Below are 17,604 nucleotides of genomic sequence, written 5' to 3' on the forward strand. Positions count from 1 at the left end.
TCCAATTTTTGCCCAATTGGTGATTTCTTTAAACCTTGTCCTAGCAGGGCTAAGGCTGGGTTTAAAAAATCGCCAAGTGGGTGAAAAGTGGGTTTCTGATGATTGTTCCTATTTATGCAAAGGTCTCTTTGAATTATTAAATTAAATACAGGGTTTATTATGAGAAAGCAACTCGCTCTTTCTACTATTATTTTGTTATCAAGTATTGTTAACGCACAAGAGCAAGATTATGTTGTTAGCTGTAGCGCTAAATCATTGCTTTTTCCTAAGCAAGTTCTCTCTAAGGATGCCAAAAATTTAGATATTAGTGCAGACCATAGTGAAGTGGCTGGTGACAATTACTTACTAACAGGCAATGCTGTTATTAATTCAGCCGAATATTACTTGGCAGCAGATAAAATCAACTTACAAAAAGCCACTAAAACTTCAAAAGCGCATGGCAATATCAAGTTCCAAAACGCCGGCATAATGCTAACGAGTGATAGTGCAGTTGTAAAAAAGCAAGACTCTACATTTAAGCAAGTTAAATTCCATTACCCAGAAAGCAAAATCAATGGTCAGGCGCAAAAAATTGTCAATAACGGTAAAGAACAAACTTTTGACTCAGTTTCTTATACTTTGTGCCCAGTTGGCAATACTGATTGGGTGATGAAAGCCGCTAAAATAACACTCAACTCCAAAGCTAACAAAGGTATTGCTGAAAATGTAACCATTGAATTAATGGGTGTACCAATCTTTTATTATCCGCATTATGAATGGAAACTAAAAGGCAGAAGCTCTGGCTCCTTAGCGCCAACACTGACGACTTTTGATGATTCACACAATGACAAAAATGGATATCAAATTCGCATCCCTTACTACTTTAATATCGCACCTGATCGTGATTTTTTATTAACACTCAACCATGTTTCTACTCGAGGCGAGGCTATTGAGGGTAAATACCGCCAACTATTTGACAACGGACGCATTGAGATTGAGGGTCATTATCTCAACAAAGACAAAATCAGCAAACAAAAGCGTTGGTATGTTGACTCAAAATTAGACTTGTCTTTGAATGACAAAACTGCATTAAATATCATTAGCAAGCGTGTATCAGACAAGCAATATTTTAAAGAAATTTCACATGACAATACTAGGGAAACCTCATTAATCTCTTCTGTTGATTTAGCCTATAAAAATAAAGAAAACAATCTTAGTGCCTCAATATTTGCTGAAAGTGAGCAGTTAGTTGGTCATAATAACGATGCAGAATACACGCGTGCGCCTGAGGTTTTTATTCATAAAAAAGTAGTAGGTTTAAATGGTAGAGAAGTTAATTTTTCTATCGTTAGCACCCAATTTAAACACAAAACTAAAGGCACCAATGAAACGGGTACTCGAACCCATGCTCAAGCAACATTTACGCGTGATATTAAGACCAGTGCTTATTCACTACAGCCTAAATTTGAAATCTCTAAAACAAAATATGCAATGGATGATAAAACAAAAAAAGACCGCTCCATCTATAGTTTTGGCATTGACTCTAAGTTGTTTTTTGAAAGAGACACTCGTTTATTTGGTACAGGCGTCACCCAGACATTAACGCCAAGATTGGCCTACAACTACACCCCATATAAAAACCAAAATGCATTACCGGACTTTGATTCTGAAAAAATGAGCAACACTTATAAAAACTTATTTTCTGGCAAAAAGTACACAGGTCTTGACAAAATCAGCAAAGTTAATGATATCACTTTTGGACTTGAGTCTGATTTTATTGACCAAAAAACAGGCGAAACTTATTTGGCACTAAAAATCGCTCAAGCGCACTATCTAGACAAAAAAGCTGGCAAAAATTATTCAAACATTATTGCTGGCGCTGATCTTACCATGGGTAAGTTTACCTTTAATAACGCGTTAGAATACGACACACAACTGAGCGAAGTTGCAAAGCATCACAGTGCATTAAGTTATGTATCAAACGCTAGAAAATTCATCACCCTAACACAGGGTGATGATGGCGAACAAAGGTCGGCGGGCTTGTATGGCGCTTATCCAATCACACAAAAAGTACACGCCTTTGCTGGTATTAACCGCTCGCTAAGCGACTCCATCAATAATAAAAAAACCATTGGTGTTGCCTATGAATCTTGCTGCTGGGCAATACGCGTTGCACAACTTAAAGAAATTACATCTAACAGTAAATTCGACAATGTGGTGAAATTTGAATTTGTACTTAAAGGCTTGGCTTCAAGCAACTCTAGTTTGACAGCACGCTTAGAAGAAGATATACCCAACTATTTGAGTTATTTAGAATAACAGAGGACTTTGAATGAAATACTTACTGACACTTACGCTGGTTTTTTCGCTTAACGCTTGGTCTGTGCCTAACAGCATTATTGCTATTGTTAACGATAACATTATTACTTACAGCAGTATTGCAAACCAAATCAATAAAGACACCACCAAAGCCCAAAAATTAGCACTTGTCAATCAACAAATTGACATAGCCTTACAAAAAGAAAAAATACAAGAGTTAGGCATCAAACCAAAACCTGTGATTATTGATGCAATGTTGGTCAAAATTGCCGAGCGAAATAATTTAACTTTGACGCAATTACACTCCAGTGATCAATTCGATGAAATTGTTGAGCGCACTTCTCAAGAACTCTCCTTTAAAGGCTTGAAAGAATTTGTCTTACAACAAGGCGATATCACAATAACACAAGCAGAAGTTGATGAAGCGCTTGCCAAAAATCCAGCGGGTGCAAGTCATATGCTTAAACAAATTAAAATCGAACAAATTACGCTCAATACTGCCGATAAAAAATACGCTACTGCTCAATTAATTAAAGAACATATTACAAAAATAAGTGAGCAGGTTAAAAGTGGCACTTCATTTTCCGAGCTTGCTAAACAATATTCTAAAGACCCTGTGATAGAGTTTATTTGGCTAGAAAAAAACAAACTCCCTGAGTTGTTTCAACAGCAACTGTCAAATCTTGGGTTAAATGAAGTGTCTGCGCCTTTTAAAATTGAACAGGATTGGTTAATTATTAGGGTGATTGCTGAGCGAGAAGTTGATACACATATATTAAATATTAAAGCACAATTGCTTCAAGCTAAACGCAATGCCTTTTTTCAAGAGTGGGTCAAGACATTACGCACAAAAGAGACCTATATAGATATTTTTGAACATAAACTTTAATGTCAAAATCCATCATTATCTTTGGGTTTCACGCAATCCAAGCACAGCTAGAGTCCAATCCAGAATGCTTACTTAAAGTCTACACACTAGACAGTCGCAACGACAAGCGTCTCAACACAATAAGCACACAACTTGACAAATTAGGCATCAACACACAGCATACAACAAGGCAACAGTTAGATAAACTTACCAAAAACCAAACACACCAAGGTCTTGTTGCTGAAATATTACTGCCCACCCTACCAAATCAAGATGGATTAATGCAACACATCAACAAACTTGAAAAAACAGCCTTAATACTTATCCTAGACTCCATACAAGACCCAAGAAATTTAGGTGCTTGTCTGCGTAGTGCAAATGCCGCAGGTGTGGATTGTGTGGTCATTAATAAAGACGGATCAGCACCCATTAATGCCCTAGTACATAAAACCTCAGCAGGTGCACTTAATCAGCTCAAAATCTTCTCAGTGACTAATCTAGCGCGTACAATTAAAGCACTAAAAGAAGAAAATATTTGGGTAATAGGTTTAGACAGCTCAACTGAAACATCACTTTATCAAATAGATTTAAGTACGCCTAGTGCGATTATTATGGGCTCTGAAAGCTCAGGATTGCGCTCCCTTACTAAGAAATCTTGCGACCAACTGGCAATGATTCCAATGCAAGGTAATGTAGAAAGTTTAAATGTTTCAGTTGCCACAGGCATTGCTTTGTTTGAAGCAAGCAGACAGCGATTAAATTAGGCTCTTCGTATAATTAATCTCCTGAAAGTGTCTTTTTTTTGGTAAAATTATCAGGTTTTTGCAATGAAACAAGGAATACCCGAACAAATTAAACTTCTTAAGTTTGCCTCTAGGTCGTTAATCTTTTCGCAAACCTATCAAGTAAAAGATTTACCTAGAATTAGAGATTTAGTCAGTAACCAAGATTCAAGCGTCGATGTTAAGTTAAGTTTTAATCTTGAATACGGCAGGATTCCTTGCATCAAAGGTGAAATCAAGCTGGATTTGGCACTGACCTGCCAACGATGTTTAGATGAAGTCAAACTTCATTTAGAACCTAAATTTCAGCTTGCTTTTGTGCAAAACGAACAACAAGGTGAAGAGTTAGACTCTAGCTTTGAGATGATTCTAAGTACTGAGGATGAATTTTCGACAATTGAATTTATAACGGATGAAGTGTTAATAGTTATCCCGATGACGCCAATGCATGATTATGGATGCATAGCGTATCAAAACACACAACCGATAAACCAACAAAAGCGTGAAAACCCTTTTGCAATATTAGAACAATTAAAAATAACTAAGGAGTAATAAAATGGCCGTTCAAAAAAGTAGAAAAACCCCTTCAAAGAGAGGTATGCGTCGCTCGCACAATGCATTAACAAGTCCAGCCTTATCTGAAGATCAAGAAACTGGCGAGACTCATCTGCGTCACCATATCACTGCTGATGGTTACTACCGTGGTAAGAAAGTTCTTAACAAAGTAGAAGAAATTCCGGAAGTAGAGGCTTAAAAAACCTTAATCAGGATTCTTGATTTATTATGACAATCAAGGTGTCAATTGATGCATCAGGAGGGGATCATGGGATACCCATAACTGTTGTAGCAGGCATTAAGGCTTTGAATGTGTTTCCAGATTTGCAGTTAGTCTTTGTCGGCGATAAGCGTAGTATTCAAACAGAACTCAATAAACACCCTTCTGGTCAAAAACTTAGCAAGCGCTTTAGTGTTACACATGCGAGTGAAGTTATCACTATGGATGAATCACCTTCAAATGCGTTACGCAAAAAGAAAGATGCCTCCATGCGTGTTGCCATTAATTTAGTCAAAGACAACACTGTTGATGCTTGCGTTAGTGCTGGCAATACAGGTGCACTCATGGCAATTTCTCGCTTTGTACTTAAAACCATAAATGGCATTAGTCGCCCTGCGATTATGGGTCGTATGCCAACGATGGACGGACACACACATATGCTTGACCTAGGCGCAAATGTTGATTCTGGACCTAAAGCCTTAGTTGAGTTTGCCGTTATGGGTTCTATTGCTGTTAAATATACTGAAAATATTAATTCACCAACCGTTGGTTTACTAAATATTGGTGAAGAAGAAATGAAAGGCAATGAAAATATCAAAAAAACTTCTGAACTATTAAAAGCCTCAAATCTTAATTATATTGGCTTTATTGAAGGTGATGATATTTATAAAGGCAGTGTTGATTTAGTGGTTTGCGATGGGTTTGAAGGTAATATTGCACTCAAAGCTAGCGAAGGTGTGGCATCAATGATGGGACATCACCTTAAGAAAGCCTTTACCAAGAACATCTTTACCAAAATAATCGCACTCATCGCTAGACCTGTTTTAAAAGATTTTAAAGCCGGTCTTGATCCTGGACAATATAACGGCGCTAGCCTATTGGGGCTACGCGGTATTGTGATTAAAAGTCACGGTGGCGCTGATGTTGATTCATTTTTTCAGGCAATAAAAGAAGCCTATCTTGAAGTGCAAGTTAAAATTACTGAGAAAATAGCAACACAAGTATCCTTAGAATTAAAAAAAAACAATGAATAAATTTGCAAGAATTATTGGCACAGGTTCGTATTTACCACCGAAGATTGTTACTAATGACGACTTATCCAAAACGCTTGACACTTCTGATGAGTGGATTACCTCGCGCACAGGTATCAAAGAAAGGCGCATTGTTACCAATGAATCAACCTGTGATTTGGCACTCATTGCAGCCAATAATGCATTAAAAATGTCAGGTATTAATGCTACCGAACTAGATTTAATCATTTTAGCCACCACCACCCCTGATAAGATTTTCCCAGCAACAGCAACTATATTACAAAAAGCGATTGGTGCTAACTGCCCTGCTTTTGATTTGCAATCGGTTTGTGCGGGCTTTGTTTTTGCCCTAACAACGGCCGAGCAATACATTAAAACAGGTGCAGCTAACAAAGTATTGGTGGTTGGTAGTGAAACTTTATCTCGTATTGTTGACTGGAAAGACCGTTCTACCGCTATTTTATTTGGTGACGGCGCTGGCGCTGTCATTCTAGAAGGCAGCGAAGAAACAGGCATTCTGCACTCAAAATTATTTAGTGATGGCAACTATCTATCTTCTTTGCAAGTTAGCAACAATACTATCAACGAAACAGGTTTTATTGAAATGGCAGGTAATGAAGTCTTCAAGATTGCCGTTAACCGCCTATCTTCTTTAGCACAAGACACACTAAAAGCCTGCAATATGGGCGCTGATGAACTTGATTGGATGGTACCACATCAAGCCAATATCCGCATCATTTCAGCCGTTGCCAAGCGCATTAAAACGCCAATGGATAAAGTGGTGGTTACCCTAGACAAACACGGCAATACTTCTGCCGCTTCAATTCCTTTGGCACTTGATACAGCGGTGCGTGATGGTCGTATCCAAAAAGGACAAAAGCTATTATTCGAAGGTATTGGTGGTGGTTTTAGTTGGGGTAGCGTTCTCGTTAAATTTTAAGATTAAGTCTAAAATTTTCTATTTTGTAATTTCAAAGTTAGCACTCGTAATTGCGTTGTATCCACACTCAGTGCCTCTAGATCATTGAATGCTTGTTGATACAAACGCTCAAACTCAGATTTTGAGCGCTCTAAACCCAATAAAACTGGATAAGTCGGCTTATTTTTATCAGCATCGGAATTCTGTTTTTTTCCTAAAATTTCTTCAGGGGTGAGCACATCCAACACATCATCTTGAATTTGATAGGCTAAACCAATATTTTTAGCAAAGCACTCTAATGTGTGTATATCTTGCTCACTACAAGACTCAGATACCAAAGCACCGAGTTTGACTGCACAACCTAGTAAGGCACCCGTTTTTTTCTGATGCATATCTTTCAAAGTATCGATATCAATTATCTTTGAAGCCACGCCCAAATCAATAGACTGCCCCTGCGCCATCTCAAAAGCAGCATGAGTAAGCGCTTGCAAAGTATTAATTCTTGTTTGTGCTGACAACTGTATATCACTCACCAACACCTCAAAAGCCAAAGCTTGCAAGCCATCACCTGCCAAGATAGCCTGCGCTTCGCCAAATTGCTTATGACAAGCAGGTTGATTGTGACGAATATCGTCATCATCCATGGCTGGCAGGTCATCATGAATTAAAGAATAAGCATGAATCAACTCTACTGCACAAGCGCACCCATCAGCCAAATCAAGATTGACACCAAAACTCTGTGCCACCGTATAGGTTAGAGTCGGTCGAAAGCGCTTACCACCTGACAAAACACTGTAACGCATTGCCTCGGTTAAACTACCTTGATTAGATAAAACTTTGTCTAAGTATTGATTAACACGCTTGGTATAGGTATAGTCCATCAAACTATTGTTCAAGTAGTTGCTGGGATTGATAGTTATCATCAGCACTCAATAGTGCAATTTTTTGTTCCGCTTTGCTGAGTGCTGTTTGACATTTGCGCGTTAATGCTACGCCTTGCTCAAAATATTTTAAAGAATCTTCTAAACTCAAATCGCCTGACTCCATCGTTTTCACAATATCTTCAAGCTCACTTAAGCCTTTATTAAAATCAAATTTTTTTGTCATTATCTTTCTCCGCCACCGCCGGCTTTATTTAACGCTTTATCCATTAACCAAGTTGGTAATAGTCTAATCAACACCGCAAACAATTTTGTTGGAAATGTTACACGGTAATGAATTTTTGCTTGTTTTGCACTGAGTGCGTGCAGACAACATTTTAACACTGCTTCTGCACCTAAAGTGAAATCTGCTAATTCTTTTGATTGCAAACGCACAATCATCTTTTGATAATTTGCTTGATAATCACTATTTTCCATATCTATATGTTGACTAAAAGCCTTGTAAGCATTCGCTCTAAATTCAGATTCAATCGGTCCAGGTTGAATTAAAGACAGTTGTATCTGCGTATTTGATAATTCTAAGCGTAAAGTATTTGCTAAACCTTCAATGGCAAATTTAGAGGCATTATAAGCCCCGCGAAATGGCATTGCCACAAAGCCCAATACCGAACTGAGATAAATAATGCGACCTTCGTTGTGTTGCTTCATTTTTGGCAATACCAAATTGCTCAATTCATGCCAACCAAAAACATTGGTTTGAAATTGAGCTTCTAGGACTTGACGAGAGACATCTTCCAACGCCCCTACTTGCCCGTAAGCACCATTATGAATTAAACCATACAATGTATTTGTCTTCTTAAAAACGGCATTAATTGCCCTATTAATGGACACAGATGAGGACAAATCTAAGTGTAGCGCTTCAAAACCTTGGGCTTTAAGCATCTCCACATCTTTTTCTTGTCTGGCGCTAGCAAACACCCGATAACCTGCTTGCTTTAAGCCTTGTGCTACGCACAAACCAATACCACAAGAGCAGCCTGTGATTAGAACAGATTTCATAAGCGGCTTTGCATCATTATGCAAGATGATTATTCATGACTGCCCAAAGGTTCTTCTTGCACTTTTGTCCAAAAATCAGCAGCTTCTTTGAGTTCTGGATTGATACTCTTACTACGCAATACCAAAAAGTCATAACCCATTCTAAATCGTGGGTGCCTCAATAAAAATTGTACTTTTTTTGGGTGCATCTTTTCCAATTTTGACTGCATCATCCAAATGTCTCTAATTCTAGCCGTCAAATATTTTGGTAGTGATACTTGTTTAATTTGTTGGATAATCGTCTCATCACAAGCCTGCATCATTGCCAAATTGAAAGAGCGTTGCTTCTTCTTAATATGAATAAAGCGATTATTTTGTGCCTGCCATAAAAATACAGCAAATAAAAAAGCGGGTGTGACTGGCTTATTCTGTTTAATGCGCTGAGAGGTATTGATGCATGCTTTTTTAATGAAAGCGTCCTTGTGTGTTTGCTTAAATAAATGCTTTAATAACCCATAATGTTCTAATTGCTCATATACTTGAAACGAGTATTTATTTTGAAACAGTTTAATACACTCTTCGTACAGGCGCGCTGGCGAAATATTGCTAAGTAATGGCGCCTGCTCCATTATGCAATCTTGAATCTCATTGCTTAGCTCTGCGTTTAACTTTTGACTAAAACGAATAGCACGAATCATACGCACTGGGTCTTCTTTAAAGCGCACTCTAGCATCACCAATCATATGGATTTCACTCGCTTCAATATCTTTTAAGCCACCAACATAGTCAATAACTTCTTGCTTATGCACATCGTAATATAGCGCATTCATATTAAAATCTCGACGCACTACATCCTCTTCTAATTTTCCGTAGCGATTGTCACGCATAATAACGCCATTTTTGGCAGTTTGTACTTTACCAGAACGAAAAGTAGCAACTTCAATAAAATCACGCGCACCAAACATGACATGCACTAAGCGAAAACGTCGTCCAATCACGCGCGAACGCTTAAACAGTTTGTGTACTTGTTCAGGCTTGGCATTGGTTGCCACATCAAAATCTTTGGGCTCTAAACCCAGTAGTAAATCTCTAACACAACCACCGACCAAGTAAACTTCAAAACCTGCTTTGTGAATAGTGTTAACCACCCTAAGCGCATTTTTATCCAAGAATTTTTTTGGGAATTGAGCCGACTGACGAACAGGCTCTACCTTAGAGCCTCTCATCACTTGCGAAAATTTTTTAAATATGTTTGAGATCAACACTAGGCTTAGGCTGCCATTCTGATTGTTGGTGCTCAGCAATGACGGTTGTATAAACACCACCACGCACATTAAAAATCGCTTTAAGACGCATAAAGCGCGGATTGGTTGCTGCTACTAAGTCTTCTAAAATTTGATTGGTTACCGCTTCATGGAAAGCACCTTCATCACGAAATGACCAAATATACATTTTCAAAGACTTCAACTCAACACAGTCCCTATCCGCAATATATTCTAAATGTAGTGTGGCAAAATCTGGCTGTCCTGTCTTTGGACAAAGACAAGTAAACTCTGGTAGTTCAATTTGAATCACATAATCACGCGCCCTATTTGGATTGTCAAAAACTTCTAAGGTTTTGCTTGCTTGAGATGACATTAAATAAATTCCTTTTAAAATATAAATGTGGGGTTATTTTACCTTCTCTAATAACAAATTCGTTATCATCGGTAATTTTTCGTGTCGATAAGCATACAACAGAAAAATACAACCAAACATCAGTAAATGCACCCACCACAAGCCAACAAGTGCGGAAATCTCTCCACGCTCTAAAGATGAGCGCGCCATAAGCAAAGCGTTGTTATAGAGGATAAAAGCCGCTATACCGAATAGTACGCCTAAGTTTTTTCCACCCCGATGAGAAGTTTTACCCAGTAAAACACCTAAAAAAGACAAAATAAAGATACTCAGTGGCTGTGATAAACGCCACTGAAATTCAGCAACATCCTTAGGATTATCCGAATAAAGCAAATCCATCATGCCTTGCGATTCCTCTTTGGTGAAATCTTTATCAGAGTCAGCCTCGCCATCAATAATCTGCAAATCATACACATCAAAATTCAAGACTTTTTTGTTAGCCTCACTTGGAAAACCATGATAACGCATACCATCCTCTAAGCGCAAATAAGTACCATGGGTTTTAGGGTCCGTATATTTTTGCGCTCGTTTAGCCAAGGTAATAATTGGCTCACTCTTGCCTGAGGTATAAATAAACACCTCTTCCATCTGTTGTTGTGCATCACCATCAGCGCCCTTCACCTTAGAGGTATAAAAAACAACCTCACCATTTTTAAATGCTTGAAATTCTTTTTGTTTGATGAATGCAAATTCTGAAGTATGATGACTACGCTCCATAATAATGCTTTTTTGTGTTTGAGTCCAAGGCACTACCAATGTTGTTAAAAGCAAAATAAAAAGTGAAATAGGTAAAACAACAGGTTGTATAAACACCATAAAGTGTTTGTCACCTAAGCCAAGTGAATTCATCACCACGGCTTCTGAGTTTTTGTAGAATTTACTAACGGTTAAGATAATCGCTAAAAACAGCGATAGAGATAAGATTAAAGGAATATCTCTTATCATATTAAAACCAATCAATGGCACCAAATCTGTTGTAGGAATACCGTACTTTATACTTTCCTTAATCATTAACACCACCTGATTACCAAATACCACTAGGCTAATAATCAGAAAAACAGCGCCTGTTAACACCCAGGCATTACGCATTAAGTATTTCGCTAAAATGGTGTTGATTAAATAGTAGGCTTGTTTAAAATTAGCAGATAGTTTCATACCTCTAAGTATAAATGTGTTGTTATTTTTTCTGTGACATAGATGAGAAAAACTCATCATTGGTTTTGCTTAGCTTTAAACGATCAATTAAGAACTCTGCTGCTTCTACTGTTTCCATTGGGTGCAAAATTTTGCGTAGAATCCACATCTTTTGTAACTCCTTTTCATCAACAATCAACTCTTCACGACGCGTACCAGAAGCATTAATATTAATGGCTGGGAAGATACGCTTTTCACTCAAACGACGCTCTAGGTGTAACTCCATATTACCTGTACCCTTGAATTCTTGATAAATAACTTCGTCCATTTTTGAGCCAGTGTCAATCAAGGCAGTAGCAATAATAGTGATACTACCACCATTTTCAATGTTTCTCGCTGCACCAAAGAAACGCTTTGGTCGTTGTAAAGCATTCGCATCAACACCACCTGTTAGCACTTTGCCTGAAGAGGGTGCAACGGTATTATAAGCACGCGCCAATCTGGTGATTGAGTCTAATAAAATTACCACATCTTTGCCCTGCTCTGCACGACGCTTGGCTTGTTCAATAACGATTTCAGCTACTTGCACATGGCGTTTGGCTGGCTCATCAAAAGTAGAGGCAACCACTTCACCACGCACTGTGCGCTCCATTTCTGTTACTTCCTCAGGGCGCTCATCAATCAATAGCACAATCAGTTCACACTCTGGGTGATTACGAGAAATAGAAGAGGCAATATTTTGCATAATCATTGTTTTACCTGCCTTAGGTGGCGCAACCAGTAACCCCCTTTGCCCTTTACCAAAAGGGGCAACAAGGTCGATCATTCTGGCGGTAATATCTTCAGTGCCGCCATTACCAATCTCTAATCCAATACGCTCATTTGGATGCAATGGCGTCAATGAAGCAAAAGAAACTCTATTTCTAACATTATCTGGGTCCTCACCATTCACCTCAAAAACCTTTACCAAAGCAAAATACTTCTCGCCTTTTTTAGGTGCACGAATCTTGCCAGTAACAACATCACCCGTTGATAAATTAAAACGACGAATTTGATTGGGTGAAACATAAATATCATCTGGACCAGAAACATAGGAATCATCTGCTGAGCGTAAAAAACCATAACCCTCTTGCAATATATCTAACACACCATCACCTAACACCTCTTCATCATTGGTTGCTTTGTACTTGAGAATTGAGAAAATAAGGGCTTGTTTTTTAGCGCGAGCAATGTTTTCGATACCAAGAGATTGTGCTAATTCTAATAATTCGGTAGCCGACGAGCGTTTTAGTTCAGATAATTTCATATTTTTAGGGGTTGGGTTATGGAGAAATAAAGTTGCTCAAAGCAACCAGAGTGGGTTAATTAAAGTTAAAAAAATTAGTTTGTAAAAAGTGTTTAAGAGTTTTCAATCAACAAAACAATAAGTTTTGCTCATTAATGAAAGTTAGTATTTTTTTTAGATATTTGAATCAATGAATGCACTCAATTCTGCTTTTGACAAAGCACCCATCTTGGTTGCTATAACCTCGCCATCCTTAAATACCAATATTGTTGGAATACCACGAACGCCGTATTTCTGTGGCGATTGCTCATTTTCATCAACATTTATTTTAGCAATAGTAACTTTACCATCATACTCACTAGCGATTTCATCAAGCACTGGCGCTAACGCCTTACAAGGACCACACCAAGGCGCCCAGAAATCTACTAAAACTGCTTGCGATGAATTAACGACATCTGATTCAAAGGAATCATCTGTTACTATTTTGATTTTATCACTCATATATTGTTGTGTTATTGTCGCTAGAAAAAGCTAAAACCTGAGCGAATTATATCGTCTATTTAGTGTTTAACAACATTATTTTATAAATTTTCTTGTAAATACTGTCTTAATTGCTTCTGCTGCGCCTTGCTTAAAGGTTTATTGTCGGCATTACTGATAAAAAAAACATCTTCTACACGCTCACCCATAGTCGAAATTCGTGCATTCACTAAATAAATATCCAACTGGTAAAAAATATGCGCAATATTCGACAGCACCCCTTGTTTATCGATTGCACTAACCCCAAGCTGGGTAAGATTCCATTTCTCATTATGCGAAAATGCAATGCGTATTGTATGGTCAAAATGCTTATGTGCATATTTATCACTTACTTCTCTCACAGTAGCAGGTGCTTGTAACAGCTCATTTTCTATAATTTGACTCACATCAATTAACTCTAATTTTTCATTTTGCAAAACGCTAATCGTATTGTAAGCCTTGTTGTCTTTGCTGGTTAAGATTTTCGCATCAACGATGTCCAAACCCAATTTCTCAATAATACCCACCAGTTTAAAGAACAATCCCTTAGTATCATCGCCATACACAAAAATATCCACTACACTAGAGCCTGATAGATGTTGTGCAACTCTAATTGTTTTATCACTTGCTTTACTGAGCAGTTGCAAATGCCACAAAATATCTTCAACCTGATAGCGCAAAAAATAATCTTTTGGCAAAGTGGAAAGTATTTTTTGCGTTTGCACAACATCAAGCCCATGCTGTTCAATCATCCTTGCTAGCGCTTCTTTAACCGTCTTAACTTCCTTATCGAGACTAAGGGGCTCAGCATAGTTTTGTAATTGCTCTTTGGTCTTATAAAATAGTTTTTTCAACAATGAATCTTTCCATTCATTCCACAAATTTTCTTTTGTGGCACGAATATCAGCAACGGTTAATAAATACAAAAGCTCTAAAAAATGCACAGATTTTACAGTTTTGGCAAATTGATTAATCACATTAAGATCTTCAAGGTCTTGTTTTTGTGAGATTTGTGACATTAATAAATGCTGTTCCACCAAACCTGACACCAAGGATATCTCATTGATTTTAAATTTGTGATATTTCAAAAACTCACGCACAACTTCTGCACCTAGAATTGCATGGTCACCGCCTTGTCCTTTGGCAATGTCATGGAACAGTCCTGCTAATAATAGCAATTCAGGCTTGACAATATTTTGTGCAATTTCACTACAAAGCTCAAACTCTTTGGAAAAATCACTAACAAAAAAACGCCTAAGATTACGAATCACAAATAAAGTATGCTGGTCCACCGTATAAGCATGAAACAAATCATATTGCATTAATCCTGTTATCTTACCAAAAGCAGGTATGTAACGCTCTAACACCCCATAACGATTCATTAATTTAAGCGCTTTGTTAACGCCCTGTTTTTGTTGCAATAATTCAATAAATAGGCGATTATTTTGGCGGTTTTTGTAATAATTCTCATCACACAATTCAAGGTTTTTTTGCATTTGCCTGAGTGTTTCTGCACTGATGCCGCGCACATAATTATGTTTGGCAACCAGCAAGAAAATCTCAATAAATGCTGAGGGTTGCTTGGTAAAAACCGCATCATCCGTCATACAAATATACCCATGACTAATAATAAAACGCGTATTCAAATTTTGAACATGCAATACACTTTGTTCAAATAACTGCAATAAAATATCATTCAAACGCGCCACCTTAGTTGCGCTTTGATAGTAATCACGCATAAACTGCTCAACCGCAATACGCTCAGCATCCTGATACCCTAACACGCTGGCTATTTCTCGCTGATACTGAAAGGCCACTCTGTCTTCTCGACGCTTTGCAATAATATGCAAGGTAAAGCGCACTTTCCATAAAAATAATTGAGACTGCACCAGCAAATCATATTCATTCTGAGTTAAAAAACCTTTATCCACTAAATCAGAGAAAAGATTAACATCAAAATACCACTTTGCCACCCATACTACGGTTTGAATATCACGCAACCCACCTGGGCTTCCCTTTAGATTTGGCTCTAAGTTATAAGCGGTGTTAGAATAATTTAAATGGCGATTGTGTTGTTCTTTTTGCTTACCAACGAAAAATGATTGAGAAGACCAGCCACTCATCTTAAGCATTGATTTCATTTCTAAAAATAAAGATTCTTGACCTAAAAGGCGTCTAGACTCTAACAAGTTCGTTACAACGCTCAAATCACCAATATTTGCCGTACAGTCTGCTATATCTCGTGTTGCATGCCCTACTTCTAACCCCACATCCCATAAAAAAGTCAGGAACTTAGACAGGCTTTGTTGATGTGTATCGTGAGTGCCATCAGGGATTAAAATTAGTAAGTCAATGTCAGAATGCAGGTGCAATTCACGACGACCATAACCGCCTACAGCAGCTAAACACAAGGCGTTGTCAATCTCAAAACCTTGCCAAATATCATTGAGTAAAGTGTCTATTTCATCGCTACGCTTTTGCACTAAGCCAGCTATCAAGTCAGGATTTTTTAGAAAGTCTTGTGCTAATGACGCCTGTAAAAGCTTATATCTATTTTTAAAAGTTTTTAATTGCATGTTACTTATTCGTTAGTATTTTCTTTAGTGTTGGAAATGCAGATTTACTGGCTTCGGTCAAATGATAGGTAATAAGATGCTTAATCGGTGGGAAATGTTGAGCAAAATTCAACACAAACCTTCTAATTTGCTTGACCATTGGCGCATCATTGGTGAATAGCGCCACAATACCATTGGTACCGAAAAACATTACTCTACTTAAATGAATTTGTTTTTTTTCAAAACGCTTAAGTAAAGATTGAGAGCCAATATCTTGTCCATGTATCAAGGCTTCTTTCACCAAAACCGCCAAAATATCTTGCCCTCTAAGTCCTAAGTTGAAACCGTGTGCTGTTACTGGATGCATGCCTACTGCTGCATCACCAATGAGTGCAAAACGCTTGGCAATAAGAGTCTTTGCATGCACACCAATTAAAGGATAAGAATGGCGCTCTCCGACTTGCGTCATTTGCCCTAATTCATGTCTGAAGTCTTGCGTCATTTTAGTGTTAAATTCTTCTTCACTCAATGCTAACATCGCTTTAGAATTTTGCGTCTCTACCGTTAATACCACAGAAGACTCATTACCTACCATTGGCAATAACGCTAAAGTTTGCCCATAATCAAAGTACTCTAAGGCAATATTGTTGTGGGATTTTTCATGCTTCATTGTGGTGACAATCATTACCTTGGAAAAATCCTTCATCATTGACGCGATGCCGACCTTGCGGCGAATATTAGAAAAACGACTGTCAGCGGCAATTACTAATTTAGCAACAATCGTCTTACCATCAGCAAACAACACATCTGAGTGTGACTCGTGACTTGCCACATCTTCTACTAGAGCATCGGTCATTACAGTAATATTTTCAGCTTGTTGTACGCGATAATAAAGTGCTTGTCGTAGTTGATAATTTGGCACTAAATAACCCAGTGCTTCAATGCCTGAGGTCGCAGATCTAAAGTTTAATAATGATGGTGAATCACCATCAAACACCTTAGCCTCTTTTAGTAAAGACACTTCTTTTTGCTCAACCAAATCCCAAACGCCTAACTTTTTTAAAATCCCTAAAGATAAATGCGTTAGTGCAATCTCTCTGCCATCGGACTTAGGCTTAGAAATTGCATCTATATTCGCTTTCTCTACCACCAATACTTGAACATTAGCCCCTATCATCGAACACGCAAAGCTCAGTCCTGCAGGTCCGCCACCAATAATAACAATATCGTAGTTAGTTTGCATCTTTAGTTTTAATAATGAGATAATAAGAGCCTCATTATAACTAGTCAAACTGATTATGATTTATGTTGTTATCCAATTTAGTTGTATTATTTATCTTATTCTTAATGCACAACTTGAAAACTTAGCCACACTAGAATACTGGCTACTTGCTATTGCAGTCGTTATTGGTCTAATGGCTGTTGTCAATATGAAACCTAGAAATCTTAATATTGTGCCTACTTTAAAAAACCAGCACCAGTTAGTCGTTAAGGGTATTTACCACTATATTCGACATCCAATGTACACCAGCGTTTTACTATCGTGCATAGCATTTACCTTGAGCAATGCGCATTATTTAGCACAGGGTGTTATGCTCTTGTTAGTGATTAATTTAATACTAAAATCTAATTTAGAAGAAAAGTTGCTTACTCAGCGTTTTGATACTTATCAAGACTACAGAAACAAAACAGGGCGTTTTTTGCCTTTTTTATAAACAAAGGATTTTTTTTAGAGACCTTTGCATAAATAGTCAACCCTTAAAAACCACACAACAAATTGATTTATAACAATAAAACCAACAATAACCATAGACAAATCAACCAACTTTTGCTAAAATACCT

At 37.7% G+C, this 17,604-nt stretch carries 18 protein-coding genes; 8 read left to right on the forward strand and 10 right to left on the reverse strand.

Going from position 1 to position 17,604, the window contains the following annotated elements:
* Positions 1–159: 159 nt before the first annotated feature.
* From BBROOKSOX_RS04560 to BBROOKSOX_RS04590, 7 genes are all read left to right on the forward strand, one after another.
* On the forward strand, positions 160–2,298 hold the full coding sequence (locus BBROOKSOX_RS04560) for an LPS-assembly protein LptD (protein ID WP_139660069.1): 2,139 nt from the start codon (positions 160–162) through the stop codon (positions 2,296–2,298).
* A gap of 13 nt (positions 2,299–2,311) precedes the next feature.
* Positions 2,312–3,187 carry a peptidylprolyl isomerase gene (locus tag BBROOKSOX_RS04565; protein ID WP_139660070.1) on the forward strand — a complete coding sequence of 292 codons (876 nt, stop codon included), beginning with the start codon at positions 2,312–2,314 and terminating at the stop codon, positions 3,185–3,187.
* A complete protein-coding gene (gene rlmB / locus BBROOKSOX_RS04570) occupies positions 3,187–3,930 on the forward strand; it encodes a 23S rRNA (guanosine(2251)-2'-O)-methyltransferase RlmB (protein ID WP_139660071.1) in 744 nt (247 codons plus the stop codon). Before BBROOKSOX_RS04565 ends, rlmB begins: the two co-directional genes overlap by 1 nt.
* A 63-nt stretch (positions 3,931–3,993) precedes the next feature.
* Complete coding sequence (locus BBROOKSOX_RS04575) at positions 3,994–4,500, forward strand: YceD family protein (RefSeq protein WP_139660072.1); 507 nt, start codon at positions 3,994–3,996, stop codon at positions 4,498–4,500.
* Positions 4,501–4,504: 4 nt separating this feature from the next.
* Complete coding sequence (gene rpmF / locus BBROOKSOX_RS04580; protein WP_139660073.1) at positions 4,505–4,702, forward strand: 50S ribosomal protein L32; 198 nt, start codon at positions 4,505–4,507, stop codon at positions 4,700–4,702.
* Positions 4,703–4,731: 29 nt separating this feature from the next.
* Positions 4,732–5,757, forward strand: a complete 1,026-nt coding sequence (gene plsX, locus BBROOKSOX_RS04585; protein WP_139660074.1) for a phosphate acyltransferase PlsX — start codon at positions 4,732–4,734, stop codon at positions 5,755–5,757.
* Complete coding sequence (locus tag BBROOKSOX_RS04590) at positions 5,750–6,694, forward strand: beta-ketoacyl-ACP synthase III (protein ID WP_139660075.1); 945 nt, start codon at positions 5,750–5,752, stop codon at positions 6,692–6,694. Before plsX ends, BBROOKSOX_RS04590 begins: the two co-directional genes overlap by 8 nt.
* Positions 6,695–6,702: 8 nt before the next feature.
* Here the strand turns inward: BBROOKSOX_RS04590 and BBROOKSOX_RS04595 are convergent, their stop codons facing one another.
* From BBROOKSOX_RS04595 to ubiM, 10 genes are all read right to left on the reverse strand, one after another.
* Complete coding sequence (locus BBROOKSOX_RS04595; protein WP_257607768.1) at positions 6,703–7,596, reverse strand: polyprenyl synthetase family protein; 894 nt, start codon at positions 7,594–7,596, stop codon at positions 6,703–6,705.
* The gene (locus BBROOKSOX_RS04600) at positions 7,559–7,780 is read right to left on the reverse strand and encodes an exodeoxyribonuclease VII small subunit (protein ID WP_139660077.1); all 222 of its coding nucleotides are present in this window, start codon (positions 7,778–7,780) and stop codon (positions 7,559–7,561) included. The genes BBROOKSOX_RS04595 and BBROOKSOX_RS04600 overlap by 38 nt, the downstream gene beginning before the upstream one ends.
* Positions 7,780–8,613, reverse strand: a complete 834-nt coding sequence (locus tag BBROOKSOX_RS04605; RefSeq protein ID WP_139660078.1) for an SDR family NAD(P)-dependent oxidoreductase — start codon at positions 8,611–8,613, stop codon at positions 7,780–7,782. Before BBROOKSOX_RS04605 ends, BBROOKSOX_RS04600 begins: the two co-directional genes overlap by 1 nt.
* A gap of 29 nt (positions 8,614–8,642) precedes the next feature.
* Entirely contained in the window at positions 8,643–9,818 is a 1,176-nt protein-coding gene (gene pcnB / locus BBROOKSOX_RS04610) for a polynucleotide adenylyltransferase PcnB (protein ID WP_139660085.1), read from the reverse strand.
* Positions 9,819–9,834: 16 nt separating this feature from the next.
* Positions 9,835–10,230, reverse strand: coding sequence for a preQ(1) synthase (queF, locus tag BBROOKSOX_RS04615; RefSeq protein ID WP_139660079.1), 396 nt, complete (start codon positions 10,228–10,230; stop codon positions 9,835–9,837).
* Positions 10,231–10,263: 33 nt separating this feature from the next.
* Positions 10,264–11,424 (reverse strand): LPS export ABC transporter permease LptF, encoded by a 1,161-nt coding sequence (gene lptF, locus BBROOKSOX_RS04620; protein WP_139660080.1) that lies wholly within the window; start codon positions 11,422–11,424, stop codon positions 10,264–10,266.
* Between the two features lie 22 nt (positions 11,425–11,446).
* On the reverse strand, positions 11,447–12,709 hold the full coding sequence (rho, locus tag BBROOKSOX_RS04625; protein WP_139660081.1) for a transcription termination factor Rho: 1,263 nt from the start codon (positions 12,707–12,709) through the stop codon (positions 11,447–11,449).
* Between the two features lie 153 nt (positions 12,710–12,862).
* Positions 12,863–13,189, reverse strand: coding sequence for a thioredoxin TrxA (trxA, locus tag BBROOKSOX_RS04630; protein ID WP_139660082.1), 327 nt, complete (start codon positions 13,187–13,189; stop codon positions 12,863–12,865).
* A gap of 80 nt (positions 13,190–13,269) precedes the next feature.
* Positions 13,270–15,783: a [protein-PII] uridylyltransferase gene (gene glnD / locus BBROOKSOX_RS04635; RefSeq protein ID WP_139660083.1), complete on the reverse strand. Its 2,514-nt coding sequence runs from the start codon at positions 15,781–15,783 to the stop codon at positions 13,270–13,272.
* Between the two features lies 1 nt (position 15,784).
* A complete protein-coding gene (ubiM, locus tag BBROOKSOX_RS04640; protein WP_139660086.1) occupies positions 15,785–17,005 on the reverse strand; it encodes a 5-demethoxyubiquinol-8 5-hydroxylase UbiM in 1,221 nt (406 codons plus the stop codon).
* Positions 17,006–17,060: 55 nt separating this feature from the next.
* On the opposite strand from ubiM, the gene BBROOKSOX_RS04645 reads away from it, so the two are divergent.
* Positions 17,061–17,477, forward strand: a complete 417-nt coding sequence (locus BBROOKSOX_RS04645; protein ID WP_139660084.1) for a methyltransferase family protein — start codon at positions 17,061–17,063, stop codon at positions 17,475–17,477.
* Positions 17,478–17,604: the final 127 nt, after the last annotated feature.

The organism is bacterium endosymbiont of Bathymodiolus sp. 5 South (genome assembly GCF_900128535.1).
In the GTDB taxonomy this organism is placed as follows: domain Bacteria; phylum Pseudomonadota; class Gammaproteobacteria; order PS1; family Pseudothioglobaceae; genus Thiodubiliella.